General features: G+C 36.3%; 25 protein-coding genes. 8 read left to right on the forward strand and 17 right to left on the reverse strand.

Annotation, left to right across the window (positions count from 1 at the left end; translation table 11 throughout):
• Positions 1-71 precede the first annotated feature (71 nt).
• The 12 genes from NTX65_12795 to NTX65_12850 all read right to left on the reverse strand — a co-directional run bounded on the left by NTX65_12795 (position 72) and on the right by NTX65_12850 (position 11,187).
• On the reverse strand, positions 72-866 hold the full coding sequence (locus NTX65_12795; protein ID MCX6170216.1) for a sialate O-acetylesterase: 795 nt from the start codon (positions 864-866) through the stop codon (positions 72-74).
• A gap of 100 nt (positions 867-966) precedes the next feature.
• A complete protein-coding gene (locus NTX65_12800) occupies positions 967-1,974 on the reverse strand; it encodes an amidohydrolase family protein (GenBank protein MCX6170217.1) in 1,008 nt (335 codons plus the stop codon).
• A gap of 829 nt (positions 1,975-2,803) precedes the next feature.
• Positions 2,804-3,814: a TerC/Alx family metal homeostasis membrane protein gene (locus tag NTX65_12805; GenBank protein ID MCX6170218.1), complete on the reverse strand. Its 1,011-nt coding sequence runs from the start codon at positions 3,812-3,814 to the stop codon at positions 2,804-2,806.
• 47 nt (positions 3,815-3,861) lie between these two features.
• Positions 3,862-5,019, reverse strand: coding sequence for a Na+/H+ antiporter NhaA (gene nhaA, locus NTX65_12810; protein ID MCX6170219.1), 1,158 nt, complete (start codon positions 5,017-5,019; stop codon positions 3,862-3,864).
• A 44-nt stretch (positions 5,020-5,063) separates the two neighbouring features.
• On the reverse strand, positions 5,064-5,537 hold the full coding sequence (locus NTX65_12815; GenBank protein ID MCX6170220.1) for a tryptophan-rich sensory protein: 474 nt from the start codon (positions 5,535-5,537) through the stop codon (positions 5,064-5,066).
• A 30-nt stretch (positions 5,538-5,567) separates the two neighbouring features.
• Positions 5,568-6,317 carry a hypothetical protein gene (locus NTX65_12820; GenBank protein ID MCX6170221.1) on the reverse strand — a complete coding sequence of 250 codons (750 nt, stop codon included), beginning with the start codon at positions 6,315-6,317 and terminating at the stop codon, positions 5,568-5,570.
• A 155-nt stretch (positions 6,318-6,472) separates the two neighbouring features.
• Positions 6,473-7,027, reverse strand: a complete 555-nt coding sequence (locus NTX65_12825; GenBank protein ID MCX6170222.1) for a CIA30 family protein — start codon at positions 7,025-7,027, stop codon at positions 6,473-6,475.
• On the reverse strand, positions 7,027-8,481 hold the full coding sequence (locus NTX65_12830) for an SDR family oxidoreductase (protein ID MCX6170223.1): 1,455 nt from the start codon (positions 8,479-8,481) through the stop codon (positions 7,027-7,029). Before NTX65_12830 ends, NTX65_12825 begins: the two co-directional genes overlap by 1 nt.
• Before the next feature lie 39 nt (positions 8,482-8,520).
• Positions 8,521-8,973 carry an SRPBCC family protein gene (locus NTX65_12835; protein ID MCX6170224.1) on the reverse strand — a complete coding sequence of 151 codons (453 nt, stop codon included), beginning with the start codon at positions 8,971-8,973 and terminating at the stop codon, positions 8,521-8,523.
• 2 nt (positions 8,974-8,975) lie between these two features.
• The gene (locus tag NTX65_12840; GenBank protein MCX6170225.1) at positions 8,976-9,749 is read right to left on the reverse strand and encodes a DUF1295 domain-containing protein; all 774 of its coding nucleotides are present in this window, start codon (positions 9,747-9,749) and stop codon (positions 8,976-8,978) included.
• A gap of 9 nt (positions 9,750-9,758) precedes the next feature.
• Positions 9,759-10,238 (reverse strand): glutathione peroxidase, encoded by a 480-nt coding sequence (locus NTX65_12845; GenBank protein MCX6170226.1) that lies wholly within the window; start codon positions 10,236-10,238, stop codon positions 9,759-9,761.
• Entirely contained in the window at positions 10,231-11,187 is a 957-nt protein-coding gene (locus NTX65_12850) for a MerR family transcriptional regulator (GenBank protein ID MCX6170227.1), read from the reverse strand. The genes NTX65_12845 and NTX65_12850 overlap by 8 nt, the downstream gene beginning before the upstream one ends.
• A gap of 199 nt (positions 11,188-11,386) precedes the next feature.
• Here NTX65_12850 and NTX65_12855 point away from each other — a divergent pair, with 199 nt between their 5' ends.
• The 8 genes from NTX65_12855 to NTX65_12890 are packed head-to-tail and all read left to right on the forward strand — an operon-like array spanning position 11,387 to position 18,007.
• Positions 11,387-12,130: an acyl-CoA desaturase gene (locus tag NTX65_12855; protein MCX6170228.1), complete on the forward strand. Its 744-nt coding sequence runs from the start codon at positions 11,387-11,389 to the stop codon at positions 12,128-12,130.
• 7 nt (positions 12,131-12,137) lie between these two features.
• Entirely contained in the window at positions 12,138-12,473 is a 336-nt protein-coding gene (locus NTX65_12860; protein ID MCX6170229.1) for a DUF1475 family protein, read from the forward strand.
• Between the two features lie 5 nt (positions 12,474-12,478).
• Complete coding sequence (locus tag NTX65_12865) at positions 12,479-13,516, forward strand: cyclopropane-fatty-acyl-phospholipid synthase (protein MCX6170230.1); 1,038 nt, start codon at positions 12,479-12,481, stop codon at positions 13,514-13,516.
• On the forward strand, positions 13,510-14,235 hold the full coding sequence (locus tag NTX65_12870) for a hypothetical protein (GenBank protein MCX6170231.1): 726 nt from the start codon (positions 13,510-13,512) through the stop codon (positions 14,233-14,235). The genes NTX65_12865 and NTX65_12870 overlap by 7 nt, the downstream gene beginning before the upstream one ends.
• The gene (locus tag NTX65_12875; protein ID MCX6170232.1) at positions 14,235-15,497 is read left to right on the forward strand and encodes an FAD-dependent oxidoreductase; all 1,263 of its coding nucleotides are present in this window, start codon (positions 14,235-14,237) and stop codon (positions 15,495-15,497) included. The genes NTX65_12870 and NTX65_12875 overlap by 1 nt, the downstream gene beginning before the upstream one ends.
• Positions 15,491-16,273: a DUF1365 domain-containing protein gene (locus NTX65_12880; protein ID MCX6170233.1), complete on the forward strand. Its 783-nt coding sequence runs from the start codon at positions 15,491-15,493 to the stop codon at positions 16,271-16,273. Before NTX65_12875 ends, NTX65_12880 begins: the two co-directional genes overlap by 7 nt.
• Positions 16,261-17,526, forward strand: a complete 1,266-nt coding sequence (locus NTX65_12885; protein MCX6170234.1) for a cyclopropane-fatty-acyl-phospholipid synthase — start codon at positions 16,261-16,263, stop codon at positions 17,524-17,526. The genes NTX65_12880 and NTX65_12885 overlap by 13 nt, the downstream gene beginning before the upstream one ends.
• Positions 17,527-17,533: 7 nt before the next feature.
• Complete coding sequence (locus tag NTX65_12890; GenBank protein MCX6170235.1) at positions 17,534-18,007, forward strand: DUF2062 domain-containing protein; 474 nt, start codon at positions 17,534-17,536, stop codon at positions 18,005-18,007.
• A gap of 646 nt (positions 18,008-18,653) precedes the next feature.
• Here NTX65_12890 and NTX65_12895 read toward each other — a convergent pair.
• From NTX65_12895 to NTX65_12915, 5 genes are all read right to left on the reverse strand, one after another.
• The gene (locus NTX65_12895; GenBank protein MCX6170236.1) at positions 18,654-18,851 is read right to left on the reverse strand and encodes a hypothetical protein; all 198 of its coding nucleotides are present in this window, start codon (positions 18,849-18,851) and stop codon (positions 18,654-18,656) included.
• A 3-nt stretch (positions 18,852-18,854) separates the two neighbouring features.
• On the reverse strand, positions 18,855-19,712 hold the full coding sequence (locus tag NTX65_12900; GenBank protein MCX6170237.1) for a polyphosphate kinase 2 family protein: 858 nt from the start codon (positions 19,710-19,712) through the stop codon (positions 18,855-18,857).
• A 70-nt stretch (positions 19,713-19,782) separates the two neighbouring features.
• Positions 19,783-22,377 carry a plasma-membrane proton-efflux P-type ATPase gene (locus NTX65_12905; protein ID MCX6170238.1) on the reverse strand — a complete coding sequence of 865 codons (2,595 nt, stop codon included), beginning with the start codon at positions 22,375-22,377 and terminating at the stop codon, positions 19,783-19,785.
• 10 nt (positions 22,378-22,387) lie between these two features.
• Positions 22,388-22,753 (reverse strand): STAS/SEC14 domain-containing protein, encoded by a 366-nt coding sequence (locus NTX65_12910; GenBank protein MCX6170239.1) that lies wholly within the window; start codon positions 22,751-22,753, stop codon positions 22,388-22,390.
• Between the two features lie 367 nt (positions 22,754-23,120).
• Complete coding sequence (locus NTX65_12915; protein ID MCX6170240.1) at positions 23,121-25,358, reverse strand: copper-translocating P-type ATPase; 2,238 nt, start codon at positions 25,356-25,358, stop codon at positions 23,121-23,123.
• Positions 25,359-25,387: the final 29 nt, after the last annotated feature.

The following is a 25,387-nucleotide window of genomic DNA, read 5'->3' on the forward strand; positions in this document are numbered from 1 at the left end:
CCATAAATTCAAACAAATAAGCAGACCCTTCTTGTAATTTCTATACTTGTGCAAAGCAGATAGGCATTTTTTTATTTTAAAAGTTTTAGCATTTCAACAGCATAGCGTTCACCAAGCAACCGCTGACTGGTCGAATTAAAATGAGTACCTTCCTTTGTAATGGTACCTTCAGTGGTTATAATACCTGTGTGAGAAACCAAAGAAGGCAAAGTCAAAATCATTTCGTTGAATGCATGTCTTTCTGGTTTGTCTTCAGAAAGTTGTCCGGCAATAAATGGCAGATTCGGAATTCCAAGATCGATTCGAAGTGACTGGATAAACTCAGTAATTTTTTCAAGGTAGGTATCTGCTTTTGAAACATCAGATTCACCCTGATGCCAAATTACCCCTTTTAAAGTGCCACTTTCCGTAGCCATTTTTGCTCGTTTTACTGCTTCATTGTAAAATGTGGTTCCTGGCTTCCATTCTGCAATGGCTGTTCCTCCTCTTGCATTAACGACCAGCCCAATTTGTTTTCCAACGCAGGCTTTAGCTATTTCGCGGGCAAAAGTATAACCAGGTCCAAGTTTCTGCATCGACAGATCCTTTCGCACCGTAGAATATTTATTCAATGGATTAGCAGCTCTTTCCCATTCTTTTCCAATGATACCAGTAAACAAGTAAACATTTTCAAGAGTGTCTTGATCCTGTATTTCAATATCGGCTCTTCCAGCCATATTTGATTGGCCTATCAGCAAATAAATTTCCAGATTAAGCGACTGGTTTTTCTTAACTGCTGAATCAACAGGTAAGTCCGCCTGGCAGTCAACGCGGCCACCAAATATTAATGTTAGACAAAAAATTATTCCAGTTTGTATAAGTATCATTTTTCCTGAGCTTTTCAATTAACATTGTTTATTTAATATCACCAGAATTCCTTTATTAAAGAATACGGTCGTATGAAACAATTCATTTCCATTAGTTGTTCTAAATCGAGTTTAATTTTAGAAGAGACCGGGCATTCTCCATACATATTTTATTCCTCACATTACCAGGCAAATCAATGTTATTAAAAAAATCAAAATGCGATTGAGATGATTTATCAGAGCCTCCAAATGTATCGGTTCCAAAAAGCAATTTATGTGAATAGTCGATTAAAAACTTTCTTCCAAATTCAGGGTCACGGGTAATGGCATTTAATCCGCTCCCAGCGGATAAATCAGCATACATATTTGGATATTTCTCAAGCAGCCTCATGGCCGCACCGCCCCGAGCTATTTTTTCTTTAGGATAACCTTTAAAGTCTTTGACATCATCTGAAATTGAATTCCACCAACCGGTTGCATGGCCTATGAAATTTACTTCCGGGAATTTTTTAAGAACCCCTTCCAAGGCAGGTAATCCAGGAACATCAACAACGAATGAGCTGTCAATGTGGAATAAGACTGGAAAATCAACTGCTGCACAAGCCTCATAAATTCTCACCATTTTTTTATCGTCAAGCGCGAATTTCATTGATTTCCCCTCTGCATTTTTAGGTTTTAATTCGCCAAACCCGATGACCCCTTTTTCCTTAAATCTCTTCAGGATTTTTACAATTTCTTCTGTTGAATTATAAGCATCGGGATGGACAACACAAAAAGGCAAAACTCGGCCATTTGTTTCTTCAAATTTTTCGAAAATTTCATCACTTGAAAAAATACTTTCACTTTGGTTTGTTAAATGATTTTCGGGATATTGAATTAGCGCTTGCACAACAGTTTGCGAAACACTGTTTCTATCCATCCAATCCATGATTGGTGCTAAAGTGAATTTGTCTTTACTGGTCAAAAATTCACGATCCAGATGATGGTGCGCGTCAATATAATTTCCTTTGAAACTTCTATTTTGTTTTCCGATTACCAAGGAGGGAACAGCACTCGCAGAAAGTAATCCAACTCCGATTTTTGCAATCCTACAATTAAATTCCCTTCTTGATATTTTATTCTTTTCCATTTCCATCCTAAACGTTTTTAAAAACAATACAAATTAAGAATTGCACTGAATCAATCAAAAATATTTTTCGTTTTAGAAAAGAAGCCGTTGAATCTAATTCTCCCGAAGTGCTTCATTGATTATCTCAAAGGGTTTATCAATCCATTGTTGAAGATTTATTTTCACAAACATATTTAAGCGTATAAATGCTACCAGATTGGAAAGATGCCACTTCACCTAGAGAGCGGATTAACATTTACATTGGCACAACAATAAGGGGCAGGTCAGTAAGAAAGCAACTGGAAATTCATCTTAAAATGCTACTATTGACATCGGATTGAATAATGAATAGGCACACTCATAATCGATATCAATGTAATTATTATCCCTATAATTAAAGATCCCATAATTCCAGAATCTTGATTCATCCATGATATTCTATCAAAAATCATCCAGAGACTCCTAAATATTAACACAGAAGAAAAAACAAGAAGGAATTCATAAATAATAATTTTATATAATCTCATTATTCACCTTTACGATAATCCAATCACAGATTTTTATCTAACTATTAGTTGAATTAAAAATCAAACAAATCTCCAAGGAATGATTTTCTTTTATTCTTATAATGCCCTTGAGATTTATATTTGTAATCATCATCGCGGAAGTTATTATTCATATTTGTATTTCTTTCGATTTATAACCCTCTTCAATTTCTGAAGGCCTATCAATAATTTTCTAACGCTCACGCCTATCACACCAAATGCCTCTGCATTTAGGTCAGTAATCAATTTCGATCCCCTGTTTTTCACTTAGAGATAAATCAACATTACATATTGGGCATTACATGTTATTCTCCTTTTTCTTTCTTAAATAATGAAATGAATATTGAGATACTTATGATGGATATAATAATTATTAAAGACCAGCTGATAGGAAATTTTCCACCGAAAGCTTCATTTAACCAGGCCATCTTCAATCCAACAAAGACAAGCACAACACCAAGCCCATATTTTAGATAGCGGAACTTATGTATAACACCGGCAAGCATGAAATAAAGAGCTCTTAAACCTAGAATGGCAAATACATTTGAAGTAAATACAATAAGCGGTTCCTTTGTAATTGCAAATATTGCGGGAACGGAGTCAACAGCAAAAATTATATCCGATACTTCGATGAAAAGAAGAGCGACCATTAAAGGTGTTGCATAAAGCATTCCCTCTTTACGTATAAAGAATTTTTGTCCTTCAATTGTTGGTGTCACCGGAAAGAATTTTCTAAACAATTTTATAACAGGATTCTTTTCCGGATCTATTGGCTTTTCCGGCGCGAAGATTATCTTAAGACCTGTTAGAATAAGAAATGCACCAAAGAAAATTACAATCCATTGATACTGAAGAAGTATGGAGCCCATTGCAATAAAGATTATGCGGAAGATTAATGCTCCGATAATTCCAAAGAATAATACTCTGTGCTGATATCTCAATGGTATTGCAAAAAAACTGAATACGACAACAAAGACAAATATGTTATCAATTGCTAAAGTCTTTTCAACAATAAAGCCAGTAAGGAATTCAAGCCCAACTTGTTTGGCGACAGCTGCACCATCAAACCCGGGAATTGCAAGAAGGCGTGCGTCGGTTTCAAACTTCCAGCCGGCATATTTAAAGAAAAGAAAATTGAATATAAGTGCGAGGGAAATCCAAACAATACTCCAAGTTAACGATTCTTTAAATGTTACTTCGTGGGCCTGGCGGTGAAACACACCTAAATCCAAAGCAAGCATCATTAAAACAAAGACAATAAAACCCACATAAAACATCCAGTAATCAGCAAAAGGGAAAAGAATAATATTCTCCATTTTTATATCTCTTTTTTTATGTTAAACTCAATATCAAAATAATCAGTTCAAGAAATTTCCGTCATACTATTTTTATTTGGCAATGAAAAATGTAACCAAAGAAATCCTAATGTACCGGCTAAAACTGATGCTGCCAAAACAGAAATTTTTGAATTAATAATTAAATTATTATCACTGAAAGCTAAAAGTGAAATAAAAATAGACATCGTAAAACCAATACCTGCAAGAAATCCAACACCTATAAGATGTACTTTCTTTATACCTTTTGGAATAGAGCATAAGCCCAAAGCCACGCCGGTAATAGAAAAGACAAATATTCCTAAAGGCTTACCAATTAATAATCCCAAAATAATACCGTAGCTGTTTGAATTGGCAAATGAGTTAAGATAAGATGAAGGGAAAAGAATTGCGGTATTAGCCAATGCAAAAAGAGGAAGGATAAAAAACGCAACCGGTTTGTGCAAAAGATGCTGCAAATTATATGAAGGAGATTTTTCATTGCCATTGCCGAATGGAATTGCAAATGCTAAAAGCACTCCAGCAATTGATGGATGAATTCCCGTGTTATATAAACCAAACCACATAACGCAACCGAGTATTAGATAGACCCAGATTCTATAAAATTTAACTCTATTTAAAATGAGCATTAATGCAAAAATAAAAACCGCTAAAGCAAAGTATGCAATTGAAAATCCTTTTGAATAGAACAACGCAATAATTAATATTGCTCCTAGGTCATCTATGATTGCCAACGCTGTTAGAAATACTTTAAGATAGGTTGGAACCCGTTTGCCTAATAAAGAAAGTATCCCTAAAGAAAAGGCAATATCGGTTGCCATAGGAATGCCAAAACCTTTATGATAAGCAGTGTTTTGATTTAACAAGAAGTGAATTAAAAATGGGAATAGCATTCCGCCGGCTGCAGCAAAAATTGGCAGTAAAGATTTTTTAATATTTGATAACTCGCCGATGTAAATTTCCCTCTCAATTTCTAAGCCGACAAGAAGAAAAAATATTGTCATTAATCCGTCATTTACCCAGAACTCTACAGATTTAGAGAAAACATCACTATGCCAGATTTGCAGATACCCTTGCCCAAAATTTGAGTTTGTAATTAAAATTGATATTATGCTGCAAAGCAATAAAACTATGCCAACAGATTTTTGACTATTAAAAAATTCCTTAAATAATTTTGTCAGTTTCATAATTTTATTTATTTGTATTTATCGGTAGTAATTTCATAAAATTTTTAATTTAAGAAATAATAACCGGCATTTAGAATAGTTGCAAAACTTACCCAGAGCAAGTAGGGAATATTCAAATAAGCGGCAGCCGGTTTTATTTTACAAAACAGATAAATCATTGCAGCAATGCTAATCCATAAAAGAATAATTTCTACAAGTGCAGTCCCAATTAAATTGAAATAGAAGAATAGGAAACTCCATGAAAAGTTTAAGAGCATTTGAATTGAGAAAACCTTGATAGCCAAGTTTCTCTCTTTCGAAGCCGCCTCTTTCCAAATAAGGAAGAATGAAATTCCTAAAAGAATGTATAGAGAAGTCCATACCGGACCGAAAACCCAATTTGGAGGATTGAAGGAGGGTCTATTTAATGACGCATACCATGTCGGGACTGCTTGAGAAGTAAACATTCCTGCTACAGCACCAACGGATAGAGGCAATAATAATGATACTGCCAGTTTAATAATGTTCGATCTATTCATAATAAATACTTCTCTTTTCTTTAAATTATTTTAAAATGTATAAGATATACCAACGGATAAGTAATGTAGTAAGGCAAAATTGTATACTTCATCATTATCTGCACCTCCTTCAAGAATACGATACCCGCCTTTAATTCCAATCTGTTTGGAAAGTTTATATGATGCGGCGAAAAGAACGTCAACTGCTCTTCCCTGTTTAGCCGCTAGGGCATCACCTTCTAAAAGAATACCCAAGTCTTCAGTACCGTGCCAAAGCAATCTGAAATTGATGATTGGGACAAAACCAACATTGTATTTCTCGGAAGATATTCCTGGAGACGAAAGCGCAATTCCAGCATCCCTAATTTTAGCTGTAAATCCTAAACCAAATTCGATGTTAGGGTTTTGTACAAAATCGTAACGGTACGTTAACCTGTACGAATTAAATTTATATAAACCACTTAAATCTTTATTTGCTAAAAATACCTTTCCGGCAAAGTTAACATCTTTATTTAATCGTCCTTCCGATTTTACAGTTAAAGGGGCGTATAATAAAGATAAAGTATGAGCAGAACTAAAAGTATAATTGAGTTTTATCCTGTAAAAAATATCAGAGCCTGGCTTCAAATCATCTTTTAAGGAAATAAATGTGCCTTCATTGCCCGGGATGCGTACGTCATTATATCCGGTGCTCACAAGACCGGTTTCAACTTCCAAACTTACTTGGGCATTTAAGGATGCTGTTAGACAAACACTCATTAATAAAATTAATGATGCTGTAAGTGAAATTCTCTTTTCCATTTTTTATAAATCCGTTTTAGTTTTCAATACGCCCTTTATTATAATCAACAAATACTGTTTTATATGGTTGAAAAAGTTTTGAATATTATATCCTTCACATAATAATTTAATTTTTCTCGGTCCATGTGTAACCATATTATTTTATGTGTTCTTAATCAGAAAAGTTTTATAAAATCAATTTCTACTTTGAATGATCCTTCCTGCTTCTCTCCAATTAGAAATGAGATTTCCTTTATTTCGTCCAAAGGTAATTGTGGATTGGAGTGGATCTGCTTTCCATAATAATAGAGGGCAAAACTTATAAAATGAATTTTTAAGGTTATCCATTCGTCATTTACGGTTTGGAAATTAGAAGTATAAAATGAGCCGGTAAAATATGAAGTCTCTTTCATTGATATGCTGTACTGCTTTCCATCTCCTTTAATACGTATTTCAATGCCAGAATATTTTTCGAATTTATAATCTTTTATAGGACTTCTTAAAGATGCAAAGCCGCCGTTATTCTTAAGAGAAACATTACCACTGAAAAAGATTTTACCTTCATCATTTACACTAACTGCTGAAGAACTTAATCCTCCCATTACACTATCGTTAACGATACGCCATTTGCCATCACTTTTCATTATAGAGTTATTTAGAAGTGTTGCAGAATTGAACTGAGCAGAAATAGTTAACATCAGTGCTGAAACCATATTCATCAGTATAATCATTATGATTTATATTCCTTATAGCTTTTTATATTTCTCGCCATTCCATTAAAAACAAAATAGTGAATAGGTAAAACTGAATACCAATACAACCTTCCCCATAAACCACGAGGACGGAATGTTGCTGTCTGCTGAAGAAAAAGTTTTCTCTGTCTTTCGATAATCTTAAATTCGAGCCACGCCTCGCCTGGTAATTTCATCTCGGCGTAAAGCAAAAGACGCATGTTAAGTTTATCGGCTACTATTACACGCCAGAAATCAAGTGTATCTCCTGAATTAATTGTTTCAGAATTTGTTCTTCCTCTTCTTAAACCAACGCCTCCGAAAAGTTTATCTATAAATCCACGCAAATGCCATAACCAATTTCCATAATACCAACCACGCTCCCCGCCAATTGACCAGATGTTTTTCAAAACATTTTCAACATCACACAAAATTTCCTTCTCACGTTTATCAAAGAAACAGCCGTGAATGGGAACATCCAAATGTCCCTGCAAGGAATTTCCACCGGAACTTGATACAAGAGAATCTTTCCAGCTAGATACAACTGAATTATTATCAATCTTTTCAAATGCCATCTTTACTGCATCTTTGTACGATATCAATTTTATTTTCAACAGTTTTATAAGGTCATCATCTTTGGCGATTATCTCAATTTTCATACTGTTAACAAGATTAACAGCTAACTTGTAAGAAGTTGCAGTTACAAAATAAAGCCAATAAGAGGACAGGCGGGGAGTCATTACCGGCACAGCTATTATTAATCTTTTTAATCCTCGCACTTCGGCAAACTGCAATAACATTTCTTTATAAGTAATTATATCCGGTCCGCCAATATCGAAGGCGGCATTAAAAGTTTTTTCATTTAACAGAACTCCAGTTAGGCACTCAACAACATTTCTAATTGCGATTGGCTGATGTTTGGTTCTTAACCACTTTGGCGCAATCATTACGGGAAGTTTTTCCACAAGGTCACGAATAATTTCAAATGAAGCACTGCCTGAGCCAACAATTATTCCTGCCTTGAGAATAGTCACGGGCACTTTTCCTTTTCTAAGAATATCTTCAACATTTTTTCTCGAAGCCAAATGTCGCGAAAGTTTATTTTCGTTTGTTATCCCGCTAAGAAATATTATTTGCTTTGCTGTTGTCTGTTCTATCAGATTCAAAAAATTACGCGCCGATGTTTCCTCCAACCTTTCAAAATCATTTATTCCCGAGCTCATTGAATGAATGAGATAGTATGCGGCATCAATTCCATCTAATGATTCATTATATTTTATTTCGTTTAGAAAGTCAGCCTCGAAGAGAGAAATATTAGGATGAGCAAAAAGTCCCTCTTTTGGAAATCTATTTTTATCGCGAACACTGCAAATTACAGTGTGCCCTTGTTCAAGTAGAACTGGTAAAATGCGCTTACCTATGTACCCTGTTGCACCAGTTAATAGAATTTTCATGTTATCTCATTTTATCTTTATTAAAAAATACAGCCAGTATTACTTGAAGAATGTTTCCAAATAATTTTTGCGGTATCTAAATATTTTATCTAATCTCGCTCCAATAAATATTGAATTTGCCAATCTCCCTAAAAATCCCAACGGTATTGCATAGTGAACAATATCTTGAACTTCCATACCGTTCTCAACTTCTTTAAACAAGTGTTGATGGTGCCAGAATTTGTATGGTCCAAATCTTTGTTCATCCACAAAATAATTACCATAAGTACGAGTTATTTCTGTTACCCAGTTGATTTTTATTCCTGGCAACAATTTGATACGGTAGATTATTATCTGCCCTTCATACATTGCGGGAGGTAATTCAGATTTAATTTCGAAATCCATATCCGGTGGAGTAATTTTCTGTAAATTCTTTGGATTCGAAAAAAACTTCCAGCATTCTGTTCTCGTTATTGGTAAAATTTGTTTTCGGTCTATTCTATATATCTTCACTACTATCCCTTCTTTCCGACAAGTGGAACGAACATCGGAGTGATCTTCTTATAATCTTCCCACTCTTTATTGCCCTCATATTTTTTTTCGAGCAGCGGGACACCTGAAACAAAAACAAGCAATAGATTCAATATTAATGTTCCAACAAAGGAAATTATCCATAAGTCGGAACCGATAGTAAAGATGCTAATTCCCCACCACAGCACTGCTTCACCAAAGTAATTCGGGTGGCGTGTAAATTTCCAAAGGCCGGATTTAATAATCCTTCCTTTGTTCTTAGGGTTTCTCTTGAAGCAATACATTTGAAAATCGCCAATGCTTTCAAAGAGAAGTCCAAATAAATAAATTAACACACCAATAAATGAAAACAGATTTAGCTCGTCGTTGTTACTGCTAAATTCAACCATTATTGGAAGTGCGATGAAGATCATTATTAGTCCTTGCAGGAGAAATACTTTTACGAAGGCATAGAGAACTGCGTTTTTGCCCCAATCTTTTCTCCATTGAGCATATCTAAAATCTTCACCTTTACCGCGGGCTCTAATGAAAATATGAAGTGATAATCTTACACCCCAAACCAAGATCATTGCTGTGAGAACAATTTCTTTTAGATCAGCAGAGTCTTTGGTAAAAAGTAAAACAGAAGTGATTAGAATAAAACCAATACCCCAGCCGATATCAACTATAGAATTGTTTTTCAGTAGTTGAGCTAAGATGAACATTAAAATCATAAATGACAAAACTGTTACTGCGGATAAAGCTATTATATGAAACATGTATAACCCTTATAAAATATTTTCAATATAGTTTTCTAAACTGATTGGATCCTTTGCGGGACTAAATCTTTTTACAACACTTCCTTGTCGGTCAACCAAAAATTTTGTGAAATTCCATCTAATTTTCTTGAACAAAAATCCGGATGATTTTGCTTTGAGAAATATGAATAGTGGATGAGCGTTCTCACCATTTACTTCAACTTTAGAAAACATGGGAAATGTAACACCATAATTCAAACTGCAAAAAGATTTTATCTCTTCATCAGTTCCGGGATCTTGTTCCCCAAATTGATTGCATGGAAAACCGAGCACAGAGAATCCTTTATCGGAATATTTATCGTATAACTTTTGAAGAGATTCGAATTGAGGCGTAAAGCCGCATTTGCTAGCTGTGTTAACTATTAACAATACTTTACCTTGATAATCAGATAGCTGAATTTCTTTCCCGTTCATAGACTTAACTGCAACGCTGTAAATAGATTCAATCATTGTTGTACTCATTATTAGGGTTAATCTGCTTTCTTATTGACATCAGGATTTCTCTGAAATGATTAGGGGAATCGGTGGTGAGAATATCCAATTCTGATAAAGTATTTTTGTAACCAATTACACCATTGCCGCTTGCAAAAATGAATACTTTATCGCCAACCATCTCTCGTAATTTTCTTAGCTGAATATTTAGGGAAAGGTCATCAGCAGGATATACGATACTCAAATAAAGAGTGCGGGCTTTTAATTGTATGACTGCTGCAGCAATATCTTCTGCAGGTAAACTAGCGCCGAGATATGTTGTCCTCCATCCATCTGAAGAGGCAAGTGAAGAACCAATCAAAGCCCCAACCTCGTGATATTGTCCCTCGGGAGTTGTAATAATAATTCTTGGTGCATTATCATGGATTTGAAATCCATCTGTTATAGTATTGAGAAATTTTATTATGACTGCGCTTGTAAAATGTTCATGAGATACTCTGAGCATTCCGCTCTCCCAATATTTTCCAATCTTGAACATTAATGGCAGCAAAATATTTTCGATTAAATCAGGACGGCTGTATTTTACCGAAGCATCGTTCAGAAGCGATACTAATTGTCTATCATCAAAACTTCTGATAACCTCAATACAATTATTAACAATTCGATCCTCCTCGGACAACTCGCTGTCTATTGCTGATTTATTTTCGGAAGATTTTGTTAAATCAACTTTAAGAAGCATCTCTGTAAGAACCGGGATTGATAAACCGGCAAGATTGCCAATGCTGTGCCCATGCTTAGTTAATTTTTTCAGCAGAACTAATTTTTCGATATCTGAATCGGAATAAAGACGTCTGTTGCTTTCCGTTCTGTTGGGATTAACAGCAGAATATCTACCTTCCCAGGATCTGATGGACAATTCCGATACTCCGGATAATTTGGCGGCAATTTTAATATTGTAGTTGCTCAATTCCAGATTCCTTTCTAATATTATACAAATATTATACATGTTTGAATTTATAACGCGTAATAAACAGTTTTAGTTCCGAAATAGCAAGATATTTCACATAAAAATAAAAATATATGCAAATTGAACTTTTCTTTTTATACAAAAGTTATACAAGGGTAACTGAAGATATTTTAAGTAATTGTTACTAAAAGGTGTAAAAATGGCAATTCTGATATTTTTTCTTGTTCACTGGTTTGGATCTCTCTTTTTCCAGACATTCTTTCTACATAGGTATGGTGCTCACGGAATGTTTAAGATGAGCAAGTTTTGGGAAAAAGTATTCTACATAGGAACCTACATTTTCCAGGGATCATCTTTTTTGAATCCGAGAGCATACGCAATAATGCACAGAATGCACCATGCATTTAGCGATACTGAAAGAGATCCTCATTCACCAAAATATTTTAAAAGTGTTTTTGGATTAATGTGGAAAACTAAGAACGTGTATTTGGACTTGATCAACAATAAAATAAAACCCGGTGAAAATTTTGCAAAGAATATTCCAGACTGGTCGAAGTTTGAGGAATTTGGAAACGGCTGGGCACATAGAATATTGTGGGGGGCCGGTTATACCGCTTTCTATGTTGTCTTTGCAACACAGTGGTGGATGTTTTTTCTTCTACCGGTTCATTTTCTGATGGGACCAATTCATGGTTCGATAGTCAATTGGATGGGACATAAATACGGTTACAGAAATTTTAAAGACACAGATGATAATTCAAAGAATACATTATTAATAGACATGTTAACAATGGGAGAGTTATTTCAGAACAATCATCATAAATATCCAAGCAGAACAAATTTTGCGGTTAAGTTTTTCGAGTTTGATCCGACTTACCCAATAATAAAACTTCTGAGTTGGCTTGGAATAATTCAACTAACGACAAATACTAACAAACATTGAGGCATAAATGAAAAATTTCTTAATCGCAGTATTCAGCATTCTGTTTATATATATAGTTTACACGGTAATCTCAACCAGCATAGAATCCAATCTGTTCAAGGAATGGGATTTTCTTGCATCTATTCCATGGATGAAAGCAACTTTGATTGACTTCTATATCAATACTGTTGTCATATTTGTCTGGATGGCGTTCCGGGAAAAAAGCTGGTTGGCTAGAATTTTATGGCTCTTAGGATTTGTTCTACTAGGAAGCATTGCAACAACATTTTATGTATTGGTTCAACTGTTCAAACTTGATAAGAACGAGCCGGTCATCAACGCATTTCTATTAAAAAAGGCATAACATAAATGAACATTGATAAATTACTCACAAGAGATTTATTGCCCGACTTTGCAATAAGATTTGGAATAAGAAGGTTATTAGCAGAACGGCTAAGAAGCGAAAAAAAATCCAATGTTGAAGAACAGCATGAAAGTATGATGAAGCTTGTTAATCAACTTAAGGAAAGTCCGATAGCTTTAAATACTCATGAAGCAAATGAACAGCACTATGAGGTACCAACGGAATTTTTCAAAACAGTTTTAGGTAAAAATCTTAAATACAGCAGTGGTTACTGGAAATCTGAAAATGTCAGCCTTGATCAATCAGAAAATGATATGCTTGAAATTACATGCAAAAGAGCAGGAGTGAAAAATAATGAAGAGATACTTGAACTTGGCTGCGGTTGGGGCTCGCTTACATTATTCATGGCTGCAAAATTTCCCGGTTCAAAAATAACGGCAGTCTCAAACTCGAAAACTCAAAAAGAATATATAGACAGCGAAGCAAATAAAAGGAGATTAAATAATGTTTCGGTAATTACATCAGACATCAATCATTTTCATGTTGATAAAAAATTTGACCGGATCGTTTCTGTGGAAATGTTTGAACATATGAGAAACTATTCCACTTTATTCAGTAAAGTGCATGGCCTACTTAATCCGTATGGCGAATTATTCATTCACATTTTTACGCATCACAAGTATGCTTACTTGTTTGAAGTGAAAGATGAGACAGATTGGATGGCTAAATATTTTTTCACCGGCGGCATAATGCCGAGCGATCACCTTCTGCTCTATTTCACGGAAGGATTCAAAACAATTAATCATTGGATAGTAGATGGCCGCCATTATGAAAAGACCTCAAATGCATGGCTGTCAAATATGGACAGAAACAGAGATTCGATATTGAAACTATTTGCTAAAACGTATGGCGAGGAAAACAAAATTAAATGGTGGGTTTACTGGAGAGTATTTTTTATGAGCTGTGCTGAGTTGTGGGGATTCAACAATGGCGAAGAGTGGTTTGTAAGTCACTATTTATTTAAGAAGAGGGAATTATGTTAAACATGCTTTTAATTATTACGTCTCTAATAGGTTTCAACAACTTTGGTAATTCCAATTCTGATGTGAAGACATATTCAAGCAAAGCGTTCGATCTGAAAGACGGCAAGTTTCTGTATAGTGAATTTCATGAAGAGAAATTCAACGGTGACAAGATCACTGAAAGCGTAACAAAGTATAAAGATCCTAAGAATAATCTGCTTTCTGAACGGATTATGACTTTTACGGATGATCTAACTAAACCCAAATTTGTTCTTAAAGATTTGCGGTCAGGTTATATCGAAGGTTCTGAATTACTGCAAAACAACCGAGTGCGTGTTTACACAAGAGAAAGTTTTGATGATAAACTTGAAGAGAAGGTATTGAAGGTGGAGGAGCCTTTTGTAATTGATGGCGGATTAACTTATTTCTTTAGAGAAAACTGGGAACGTTTACTAAATAACGAGACAATCGAATTTAATTTTATTGCCCCCGCAAAACTAGATTACTTCAGGTTCCGTGTTTCTAAAAATTCGATTGTCTCTGTTGGCAACAAAAAAGGAATGCAATTAAAGCTGGAGATAAACAGTTTTATTCTGCGTGCTTTCGTTGATCCAATCTTGATTACTTATGCGTTGGATAATAAAGAAATTCTATCATACAAAGGGATATCTAATGTAAACGATGAGAACGGTAAAAGTCACTCGGTAGAAATTGATTTTACTGTTAAAGGTGATAAGTAATGGAAAAGCTAGCGATAGTTGGAACGGGCATTGCCGGTATGGGTGCGGCATACTTCTTAAACAAGAATTATGATATTACAGTTTTCGAGAAAGATAGTTATGTGGGCGGACATACAAATACAGTTACCGTTAAGGAAAGCGATAAAGAGATATTTATTGATACAGGTTTTATGGTGTTCAACAAAGTAACATATCCAAATCTCACAAAGTTATTTGAAAAACTGGATGTGGCGATTAAACCAACAGATATGTCATTCAGCGTATTTCATCTTGAGAGCGGTTTGGAATATTCGGGCTCCGGTTTAAATGGATTGTTTGCGCAGAGAAAAAATATTTTCAATCCCAAGTTTGTGAAAATGCTTTTCCAAATAAATAAATTTAATAAAGAATGCCTGGAAACGTTGACCAATCCAAAGTATGCTGATTACTCTCTTGCTGATTATGTAGAAGAAAAAGGATCCGGAAAAGATTTTTTATATAAATATTTAATTCCTATGAGTTCAGCAGTTTGGTCATCGCCGCCGGATTTGATGCTGAAATTCCCGGCTAAAACTCTTGTAAGGTTTTTCCATAATCATGGTTTTCTTGGCTTGGATACACAGCATCAATGGTATACTGTTGTTGACGGAAGCCAGAGTTATCGTAAAAAAATCACCGCACAGTATCAGGATAAAATTCACGTTAACAACGGAGTTAAGTCCGTATCAAGAGAAAATGGAAAAGTAAAAATCTCAACAGTTGACAACACTGAATATCTATTTGATAAAGTAATATTCGCATCTCATGCCGATGAGACTTTGAAGATGCTTACTGATCCGACTGACTTGGAAAAGAATATTCTTACCAAATTTAAATATCAGTTAAACAAGGCAACTTTACACACGGATTCTACGATTATGCCGAAGAATAAAAATGTATGGTCATCTTGGAATTACAGAATTGAGCCGAAAAATGGAGAGGTTAAGACATCTACAATTTATTATATGAACAGTCTTCAGCATGTTTCTAAAAGTCAGGACTACTTTGTTTCGATAAACGATCCGGGGAATGTTGGCAAGGATAAGATAATAAAGGAGATTGATTACGATCATCCTCTGTTCGATCTTGACTCGATAGAAGCGCAGGAAAACATTCAGCAAATTAACAAGCAGGGGAACAACACATTTTTCTGCGGAAGTTATTTCAAGTATGGTTTTCACGAGGATGCTTTTGCAAGTGCGCTGGAATTAAGTTTTCACTTACTGGGCAATCTAAAATGGTAATTAATTCACGTTTATATGAATGCACTGTTTCGCACAGCCGTAAGGTAATAACCGAAAACAAATTCTATTACAAGTATTTTATGTTTTATCTGGATCTTGATGAAATTGATAATCTCTCTTCCAGGCTCGTACTGTTTAGTCGGAACCGGTTCAATGTATTCAATTTCCGTGATCAAGATCATCTTGTATTTGATAAACCGGATGTCAAGCGAAACATATTAAAATATATTCGAGAGAATGGCGTTGAAGAAGAGATAAAAAGAATTCAGCTGCTTACAAACGTGGCGACTTTTGGATATAATTTCAACCCGGTTTCATTTTATTTCTGTTTCGATAAAGACGATAAACCAATTTGTGTGGTTCCCGAAGTCGGTAACACGTTTGGCGAATTGAAACCATTTTTCATTGATAAAGAAAATTTACACGATGGACAGTTTCGTGCAAGAATGCAAAAGAATTTTTATGTGTCTCCATTCATTAATCATGATGTGTTTTTTGATTTTCAGTTATCTGTTCCCGATAACAAATTGAATATTAAGATTGATGACTACAAGGAAGGGAATCGGATTTTTACCACTCATCTTTCAGGTAAAAGTAGTGCTCTAACGGATTTGAATCTAATGAAATATGCTGTGAAGTATCCGTTGGTGACATTAAAAGTAATAGGTGCAATTCACTGGCAGGCAATTAAGTTAATTCTAAAGAAAGTACACTACTTCAAAAAAAATGAATATTTAAATCTACAGAAAGGAGCTTTAACAAAATGGAAAAAGTAATATCAATGAAAAATAGTGCGGCGGTAGAGAGAGCAAACTGGACGACTGCTTTATATAAAAAAATAGTTTTAGAGCTCTTAAACAAAATGAAAAAAGGTCAGCTTAATGTTACTTTTCCCAATGGGGAAACAGAAACCTTTGGCGGCAATGATAAAACGATCATTGCTAACATCAAAATTAACAATACAAGATTCTTCAAAAAGATTGTGATGTTTGGAGATGTTGGATTTGGTGAAGCCTACGTTGATGGAGATTGGGATACGGATAATATTACAAATGTAATTTCATGGATGATATTGAATGTGGAAAATAATCCCGCAGTTTCCGGTTCCGGCAGAAAATTTTCTCCAATTAGTTTATTAAAAATTATTAATCGCGCTTACCATAAATTCAATATCAATTCTAAAAGCGGCAGCAAGAAAAATATCTCAGAGCATTACGATCTGAATAATGATTTTTTCAAATTATGGCTTGATGAAAGCATGACGTACTCTTCTGCAATATTTGAGGGAGATACAACAGATCTGCGAAAGGCTCAGATTGCTAAATATGATAGGTTATGCCGTCAGCTAAAAATAAAATCAACGGATAATGTGTTAGAGATTGGTACCGGATGGGGTGGATTTTCTATTTACGCCGCTGAAAACTATGGATGCAAGATAACTACAATTACAATTTCTAAAGAACAATATGATTACGCTAAAAATTTAGTCGCAGAAAAAAATCTAGATAAACAAATTGATGTTCAACTGAAAGATTACCGCGATATTTCCGGTTCTTACAATAAAATTGTTTCGATAGAAATGCTTGAAGCGGTTGGTCATGAATATTTACCAACATATTTTTCAAAAGTGAATGAATTGTTAAAGCCGGACGGAGCCGTTGGACTCCAGGTTATTACTTCTCATGATTCCAATTACGATCAATTACGAAAAGGTATCGACTGGATTCAAAAACATATCTTTCCAGGGTCTTTACTCCCATCAATCGCGGCAATAAATTCTGCGGTTAATAAAACTAGTAATTTATATCTACACGATCTAAAAAACATTGGATTAGATTATGCCCTCACTTTGAGAGAATGGAGAACCAGCTTTAACTCAAGATTGAATGACATTTTCAAATTGAATTTCAGTAATTTATTTGTCCGCAAATGGAATTTTTATTTCAGTTATTGTGAAGCCGCATTTGATATGAGAAATATTAGTGTCGTTCAGATGATCTATACCCGCCCTAACAATAGGAATTTGTGACATGACTTTGATTGAAAAAATAAAAAAACTTTTTAGTAGCAAATATGTTGTGCCGATAAAAAAACTACTGATGCAGGGAACATCACCAAAGATGATTGCAATCGGAGTTTCCGGCGCACTGGTAATAGGATTGTTTCCTGTGCTTGGATCTACCACCTTGCTCTGCACTTTGTTTGCATTAACTTTTAGATTAAATTTACCGTTGGTTCAACTGGTTAATTTTTCTGTTTATCCACTTCAATTAATTCTGATAATACCATTAATGAAATTAGGAACAATGGTATTTGGTTTCGAAAAACTGAAGTATGGATTTAATGATATAGTTAATATGATAAGCCATGATACACTTCATGCAGTTGCAGTTCTTTGGAATGTGACAATGCAGGCAATAGGAGTATGGTTGCTTATTGCTCCAATCTTTGCATTTTTAATCTATTTAATTTTGCACCCCATTTTGAAAAGTTTAAAATATGACAAATAAGTATTGGGACACTTTTAGGAGATCATTTTCAAATAAATTCGATTTTGGTCTGATAACGGATAGAATTCACCGACTGCAACGAATCCCTGACTCTTCGCAAATGGCTTAAGACAAATTGTTTTGAGCCTTTTTTATTTTAAAGGGGTTTGTGTAGCTTGCCTATAGGTGTGGATTCTATCTAATTGGTCGCTTTTTGGTAATCGTCTTTTTTTAATATATTGAATTCATTGAGGGAGAAGCGAACGACGGAGAATATATTTTTTTTAAGAATCTAATTTTATTGATTATAAAAAGTGCAGTGAAATTCCAATTGTTTCGTTAGGAGAAAAAATTCCAGTTGCAGTTATACTTTTGATTTGAGAAGACAAAAACAAAAATTGAGTGAAGATTTATTCATAGTGATTTTTACATGCTAATTTGTGGAGTGTAAAAATAGCGCCTTGAGTCTAAACTGAGTGATTTCAATGCGGATGAGATTTTGAGCATGGACATTCAATCACGATTTCAAACCAAACCTATCATAATCTGCAGCTATGCCAACATACAACATTTTTCTTCTGTATTCAGTTCTTCGAAATTTGAGATTGCATCGAACAGTTTCTAGTCTTTACCACTCTGACGTAAACGATGAAATTTACTATTGAGATCAACAAGCAATTTTTAAACTACCGGTAGCTTCTAGCCGGTTGCAATCCGTAACGCTTTTTCCAAATAGTCGAAGATTTCTAACATTGTAATCAATATTTCCCGTTTTTTCCCTCGGCAATATTTTTATCGTCATACTCAATACAGCGGCGTTAATTCTTGAAGTCTGCGATTGCGCTAATACAGTGGTCAAGCTCATTTATTAGCTCTTCTTCTTATTACCTTTTTTCCCATCCTTTGTTGCCCTGTGATATTTTTTTCGTATGTCGGCAATTTTCACTTTCGGCTCCGGAAATTCGATATGAAGTTTTCTCATAGTTTCAACAATGATCTGTGAAATAGCGAGATTGCGGAACCATTTGTGATCGGATGGAATCACAAACCACGGAGCTTCGTCGGTACTGCATTTACTGAGAGCATCTTCATAGGCTTCCCCATAACTTTCCCAATATTCTCTTTCAGCATAATCCGCTTCACTAATTTTCCAACGCCGTGTTGGATCTTCAAGCCGCTGTTTGAACCGGTGAAGTTGTTCTTCCTTACTGATGTGCAAAAAGAATTTCAAAATGTGAGTACCGTTCGCAATTAAACGTTTCTCAAAATTGTTAATCTGCTCATAACGATTCGACCAAACTTGTTTCGGAACAAGATCGTGAACGCGTACAACGAGCACGTCTTCGTATTGTGAACGGTTGAAAATTACTACCTCACCGGGTTTTGGAACCTGACGTTCAATCCGCCATAAAAAATCATGCGCAAGTTCATCCGGTGTTGGTTGTTTGAAACTGACGACTCGGCAACCTTGCGGATTCATCGAGCCTATAACATGTCGGACTACACCATCCTTTCCGCCAGCATCGGGAGCTTGGAGAACAATCAATAGCGATCGTTTCTGTTCTGCATAAAGACGATACTGTAATGCATCAATCTTTTGCTCGAGGTTTTCGGTTTCCTTTATCAAGGATTTTTTCTTCACAAGTTTTTTTTCAAACTTCGGATTGAAATCATCAAGTTTAATACTACTTCCAGGCTCCACAATAAATTTCTTACTATAGTTCATTCTTTCACTCCCAAAACCGACTCCGTCGATTTAAAATTGTTATCGAAATTATTTTTTCCCTCGTTTAATTTTACTTCTCATTGGATTTATTTTCCCGAATATTCTTTTCCGCACTTAACCAATCCTCATCCGCATGACCATCTCTATGTCCTTGCTGCTCGTATAATTCATACGCGCTCTTAGCAATCTGTGATGTCAAATCTGGCGGTGTCTTAATTTTGATTGGATCAAAAATCCTATACGCAAGAAGTTTTATACGATCATTTAAGAGAAACCACAGCAACGCATAGCCCCAAACGAATCCGGCCCAACCCCAGCCGAGCGGTGTCATAAAAAATCCATAAACCGCTATCAAGGTTGCCACTATTTGTGTACCGAGTACTGCAGTCCATAAAATCTTTGCCGGGCGAATTGACCAGAACTGACGACGTGTGCGAGTAAGGAAAATTGTTAAATGTCCGGCAACGGATAGCTTCAAATACATCAGAGTCTGGATGTGTGCACGATCAAGATGAAAGACACGCACGCCAAGATAAAACAAACCAAATGCGGAAACGACACCAATGACACCGAGAACTGTGGATATCCCCAGCACCATACGCATGTTCCATGCTTCGGGTTGATCCTGATAATGAACGTTGTCGAAGGCAATTGAAAGGATGGCTCCGTCATTAAGCAGCGCCAGCATTACAATCATCACAGCAGTCAAGGGATAAAAGTTAAAGATTAGTATCGCCAGGGTCATGAAAAAAAGTACGCGCAATGTTTCGGAGATACGATAGATTGCATAACTATTCATCCGCTGGAAAATTCTACGGCTCTCTTTGATTGCGTCAATAATCACCGATAGTCCCGGTGTTGTCAGAACTATAGCAGCAGCTGCACGCGCCGCGTCTGTCGCGTCTGATACTGCAATACCACAATCGGCTTTCTTCAATGCCGGAGCGTCATTCACTCCATCGCCTGTCATTCCTACGATGTGCCCGCGCTTCTGCAATACATCCACAATATGAAATTTATGTTCTGGAAATACTTGTGCAAAGCCATCTGCCTTTTCAATGGACTCAGACACTTCTGCAGTCTCTTTCTTTTTCGAATCTCCTAAGCCACCGGCATCAAGAATATTTGTTCCCAAGTCTAATTTTTTCGCGGTTTCTTTGGCGATTGCTAGTGCATCACCGGTAACCATTTTAATCTTCACACCCATTTGCAACGCAGTCGCAATAGTTGCCTTTGCATCTTCGCGCGGCGGATCGAACAAGGGCAGCACTCCTACAAACTGCCACTGTCCATCACCCTCAGCTTTCGCTACACCTAACGAACGAAAACCGCGCTCTGCGAATTCATTCACGGCCTTCTCAACTAACGGTTTTACTTGTTCAACATTTGCTGACAATTTCAATATAACTTGTGGTGCACCTTTCGTCACTTTAAATGTCTTGCCGTCTTTGGTTTTTACTGTGGCTTCAGTGCGTTTATGCACAGGGTCGAACGGTTGAAAATGAACTACTTCATAATCCTTTAACGAATCCTTGTTTTTCAGTCCATCTATCACAGCCAGATCAATGGTATCGTTGTTTTCCGCACGTGATGCAAGTGCACCATTAAGGATGACTTGTTCGGCAGGAATATTATTAACACTGAACGGATCGCCAAGTGTAAGTTTGTTTTGAGTAAGAGTACCCGTTTTGTCGGCACAAAGTACATCCACGCCTGCTAGTTCTTCGATAGCTACCAATTTGCTTACAATAGCTTTTTTCTTTGCAAGCAGTCGTGCACCAACTGCCATGGTAACCGACAATACCGTAGGCATTGCAACCGGAATCGCTGCAACTGTCAAAACCAAAGCAAACTGCAACGTTGAGATAATTGAGTCACCGCGGTAAATAGCGATTGCAATAATCACCGCCACCAAAGCAACCGCAAGGATGATCAGGTAATTACCAATCTTCAATACTGCTTTTTGAAAATGACTTACTGTATGCGCCTCTTGCACAAGCTGTGCTGTCTTACCAAAGTAGGTGTTTCCTCCGGTGGCATAAACTAGAGCGCCAATTTCACCTCGACGAATGATCGAACCGGAAAACACAGCCTCACCGGATTTGCGTTCGGCAGGCAACGACTCTCCAGTCAATGCAGATTGATCAACTTCCACCGGATCACCATCCAGCAAACGAGCATCCGCGGGAATGATGTCGCCCAGGCGCAATCGAATAACGTCCCCCGGCACCAATTCACGCGCTGCAGGATTGATCCATTTCCCATCACGTTTTACCCGTGCCTTGATTGCAAGTTTTGCTTTCAGTGCAGCGATGGCATTACCCGCTTCCCGTTCTTCCCAGAATCCAACTACCGCATTAGCAACAAGCAAAAGTAGAATGATAAAAAAATCCGGCCAGTGTTTTACCACACCCGACAGTATTACGGCTCCTTCAATCATCCACGGAATTGGACCCCAAAAGTACGTGAGAAATTTAAAGAACATATTGGTTTTCTTTTCTTCAATCTCATTAGGTCCATATTGAGTCAACCGTTTCTCTGCTTCGGCTTGAGTAAGACCATCTGGTGAAGAACCTAATTTTTTCTCTACTTCTGAAAGAGGTATCGATTTCAAATCGTCCTTTGCAGTAGATTTGGGCTGGTCAGAATCTGGTTTCATATTCATAATTCTCCATTCATTTTTCACTGATCCATTTTATTGCTACATCCAATTCAGAATTTCTAAAGATGCGTAGTTCACAGGAAAGCATGTAACCAAAGAATTTTGCAAAAGTATTTATTAACTCATGATCAGATACAAATGCAACTCTTTCCCATGCAGATAAATGTTTCATTCCCATCTTCGCATCATCCAGCATAGCATTTAGATCAAATCCGGTAAAGCTGCTTCCAAGATGGTACAGCATCCGGATTTTTTTGTTTGCTTTCAATTTTTTCTCTACGGCAGGAATTAAAACAGCTTCATAATCTGTTCCCGTTATATTACCTTCTGCAGAAACGCCCAGAACATTGTCAGGTAAATCATTCATTATTTTTAACATATTTTTTATCTCTTTTGTTATTGATTTAATCAGCTATTTCAGGTATTTGAAATGGAATAAAAATCTACCAACCCAACGCCGGGATTATTCATCACAAAGCTTTTTTTAAAGTGACCACTTTATCATCTGGCAAAAAATTCTCTAAACTTTAACAGTTTTTCAATTAATGCAGCCGCATTTTATCAACAGCATCCCCCAGACTTTTCATTAGGTTTAGTATTGGCGGGTGCGGACAGAAACTTTTGACGACAGTGTTCGCAGCAAAAGTAGTATGTCTTTCCATCACGTTCTGCATGGATAGCAGTTGTTTCGTCCACGGTCATTCCGCAGACTGGGTCTTTGGTTAGAGATTTAGATTCATTCATGATTATGTTCCTTTTTTTATTGTTGTTGTTTCTTGGTTCTTGTTTTCATTTGAATTAGAGTCATTCAAAACTTCTTGTCCTTGTTTTTCAGTCGCTTGACTTTTATCCATTCTCAAAAGTCTGGCGTTGACGGCTACAATTACCGTACTTACCGACATCAACACTGCACCCATTGCAGGACTTAAAACAATTCCTACTGAATACAAAACTCCTGCAGCAAGAGGAATTGCTATAACATTATATCCGGTAGCCCAGATTAAATTCTGAACCATTTTACTATAAGTTGCTTTTGAAAATTTTATTAATGTAACCACATCTTTAGGATTACTTCTTACAAGAATTATATCAGCAGTTTCAACTGCTACGTCTGTTCCAGTACCTATTGCAATCCCGACATCAGCTTGTGCCAGTGCTGGGGCATCGTTCACACCGTCGCCGGTCATCGCCACAATCATTCCGCGGCTCTGCACTTCTTTTATCTTCTCTGCTTTTTTACCGGGCAGCACTTCGGCAAAATAATCATCGAGTCCTAGCTCATCGGCAACCCATTTTGCGACCTGTTTGTTATCGCCGGTAAGCATCATCGTTTTTATACCTAACTCTTTAAGTTGTTTTATTGCGTCCTTGGATTCATCGCGGATAATATCTCCTAACGCTATTGCGCCGGTTAGTTTATTATCAACGATGACAAAAACAACAGTTTTACCCTGAGCAGATAATTTTTCAATCTTATCTTTTTCTTGTAATTCAATTTTATTTTCTTGGAGATAACCCGGGCTAACAACTTTGACATCTTTACCATTTACTTTCCCTTCAGCACCTTTGCCGGGAATTGAATTGAAATCTTTCAACGGATATTTATCTTCTGAAGATTTAACTATTCCTTGAGCAATCGGATGCTCTGATTCGGATTCAACCGCGGCGGCATATTTCAGAATTTCTTTTTCATCATATTTATCATCAAATGAAAACGTTTCCGTTACGCCGAATTCACCTTTAGTTAATGTCCCGGTTTTATCAAAAATAATGGCCTGAATATTTCTTGCCTCTTCAAATGCATTTCTATTTCTAATTAGTAAACCGCTCTTTGCAGAAAGAGCGGTTGAAACTGCGACAACAAGCGGTATTGCAAGACCCAGAGCGTGCGGACATGTAATAACCATTACAGTTACGGTTCTGGATAATGCAAAGTTGAAACTTTGTCCGGTAAACACAAGCCATACAAACATTGTTACTGTGCCGGAAGTAATTGCAACAATAGTTAACCAGAATGCGGCTTTGTTGGCAAAGTTCTGAGTTTCGGATTTACTTTCCTGTGCTTCTTTCACCATCTTCACAACTTGTGAAAGAAAAGTTTCATCACCGATTTTCTCAACTTTAATCTTTATAGAGCCCTCACCATTTATTGATCCGCCGACTACATTATCACCTTCTTTTTTGGAAACAGGTTTTGATTCACCGGTAATCATTGCTTCATTTATGGAACTTTTACCTTCAAAGATTTTTCCATCGGCAGGAATTTTTTCGCCGGGTTTAATTAATAATTTAGCTTCGTGTTTAAGTTCGGAAACCGGAACATCAGTAACATTTCCTGCATCATCAATTTTATGAGCTGTATCCGGCATAAGTTTGGCAAGTTCTTCAAGCGCTTTTGAAGCGCCCATTACAGATTTCATTTCTATCCAATGACCGAGAAGCATAATATCAATCAAAGTCGCAAGTTCCCAGAAAAAGACTTCCCCTTTAACACCGAACACGACAGCACTGCTGTAGAAATATGCAATCGATATTGCAAGAGCAATTAACGTCATCATTCCGGGCTGCTTCTTTTTCAATTCATCAAATAGTCCTTTTAGAAAAGGAAAACCGCCGTAGAAAAATGTAAAAGATGATAGCGCAAACAAAACATAGATGTCACCACTGAAACGAAAAGTTTCTTTGAGACCAAGAAATTGTTGTACCAAAGGCGAGAGAAGAAGAATTGGAATTGTAATCACGAGTGAAATCCAGAACCTCTTCCTAAAATCTGCGATCATATGACCATGGTGATCGTGATGATCATGTTTGTGCGAATGATCGGAACCGGCATGCATTAATTGTGCTTCTGCATCTGACCAATTCTGTTTTGCGTGTCCTTTTGGACTTCCTTCTTTCAAATAAATGTCGTAGGCTTTCTTGGCTATCTCGTCTTCAGCAGGCTTCGATTCGGATACCTTGGGTTTATCGTCATTATGTTTCATAATGTTTATCCTTTCATGATTTTAATTTT

It is taken from the genome of Ignavibacteriales bacterium (assembly GCA_026390795.1).
Taxonomy (GTDB): domain Bacteria; phylum Bacteroidota; class Ignavibacteria; order Ignavibacteriales; family Melioribacteraceae; genus Fen-1258.

Bases quoted from the DNA above. Each gene is read 5' to 3' on its own strand.
- NTX65_12795 (MCX6170216.1), bottom strand. From the start codon at position 866: ATGATACTTATACAAACTGGAATAATTTTTTGTCTAACATTAATATTT.
- NTX65_12800 (MCX6170217.1), bottom strand. From the start codon at position 1,974: ATGGAAAAGAATAAAATATCAAGAAGGGAATTTAATTGTAGGATTGCA.
- NTX65_12805 (MCX6170218.1), bottom strand. From the start codon at position 3,814: ATGGAGAATATTATTCTTTTCCCTTTTGCTGATTACTGGATGTTTTAT.
- nhaA (MCX6170219.1), bottom strand. From the start codon at position 5,019: ATGAAACTGACAAAATTATTTAAGGAATTTTTTAATAGTCAAAAATCT.
- NTX65_12815 (MCX6170220.1), bottom strand. From the start codon at position 5,537: ATGAATAGATCGAACATTATTAAACTGGCAGTATCATTATTATTGCCT.
- NTX65_12820 (MCX6170221.1), bottom strand. From the start codon at position 6,317: ATGGAAAAGAGAATTTCACTTACAGCATCATTAATTTTATTAATGAGT.
- NTX65_12825 (MCX6170222.1), bottom strand. From the start codon at position 7,027: ATGATTATACTGATGAATATGGTTTCAGCACTGATGTTAACTATTTCT.
- NTX65_12830 (MCX6170223.1), bottom strand. From the start codon at position 8,481: ATGAAAATTCTATTAACTGGTGCAACAGGGTACATAGGTAAGCGCATT.
- NTX65_12840 (MCX6170225.1), bottom strand. From the start codon at position 9,749: ATGTTTCATATAATAGCTTTATCCGCAGTAACAGTTTTGTCATTTATG.
- NTX65_12845 (MCX6170226.1), bottom strand. From the start codon at position 10,238: ATGATTGAATCTATTTACAGCGTTGCAGTTAAGTCTATGAACGGGAAA.
- NTX65_12855 (MCX6170228.1), top strand. From the start codon at position 11,387: ATGGCAATTCTGATATTTTTTCTTGTTCACTGGTTTGGATCTCTCTTT.
- NTX65_12860 (MCX6170229.1), top strand. From the start codon at position 12,138: ATGAAAAATTTCTTAATCGCAGTATTCAGCATTCTGTTTATATATATA.
- NTX65_12865 (MCX6170230.1), top strand. From the start codon at position 12,479: ATGAACATTGATAAATTACTCACAAGAGATTTATTGCCCGACTTTGCA.
- NTX65_12870 (MCX6170231.1), top strand. From the start codon at position 13,510: ATGTTAAACATGCTTTTAATTATTACGTCTCTAATAGGTTTCAACAAC.
- NTX65_12875 (MCX6170232.1), top strand. From the start codon at position 14,235: ATGGAAAAGCTAGCGATAGTTGGAACGGGCATTGCCGGTATGGGTGCG.
- NTX65_12880 (MCX6170233.1), top strand. From the start codon at position 15,491: ATGGTAATTAATTCACGTTTATATGAATGCACTGTTTCGCACAGCCGT.
- NTX65_12885 (MCX6170234.1), top strand. From the start codon at position 16,261: ATGGAAAAAGTAATATCAATGAAAAATAGTGCGGCGGTAGAGAGAGCA.
- NTX65_12895 (MCX6170236.1), bottom strand. From the start codon at position 18,851: ATGAGCTTGACCACTGTATTAGCGCAATCGCAGACTTCAAGAATTAAC.
- NTX65_12900 (MCX6170237.1), bottom strand. From the start codon at position 19,712: ATGAACTATAGTAAGAAATTTATTGTGGAGCCTGGAAGTAGTATTAAA.
- NTX65_12905 (MCX6170238.1), bottom strand. From the start codon at position 22,377: ATGAATATGAAACCAGATTCTGACCAGCCCAAATCTACTGCAAAGGAC.
- NTX65_12910 (MCX6170239.1), bottom strand. From the start codon at position 22,753: ATGTTAAAAATAATGAATGATTTACCTGACAATGTTCTGGGCGTTTCT.
- NTX65_12915 (MCX6170240.1), bottom strand. From the start codon at position 25,358: ATGAAACATAATGACGATAAACCCAAGGTATCCGAATCGAAGCCTGCT.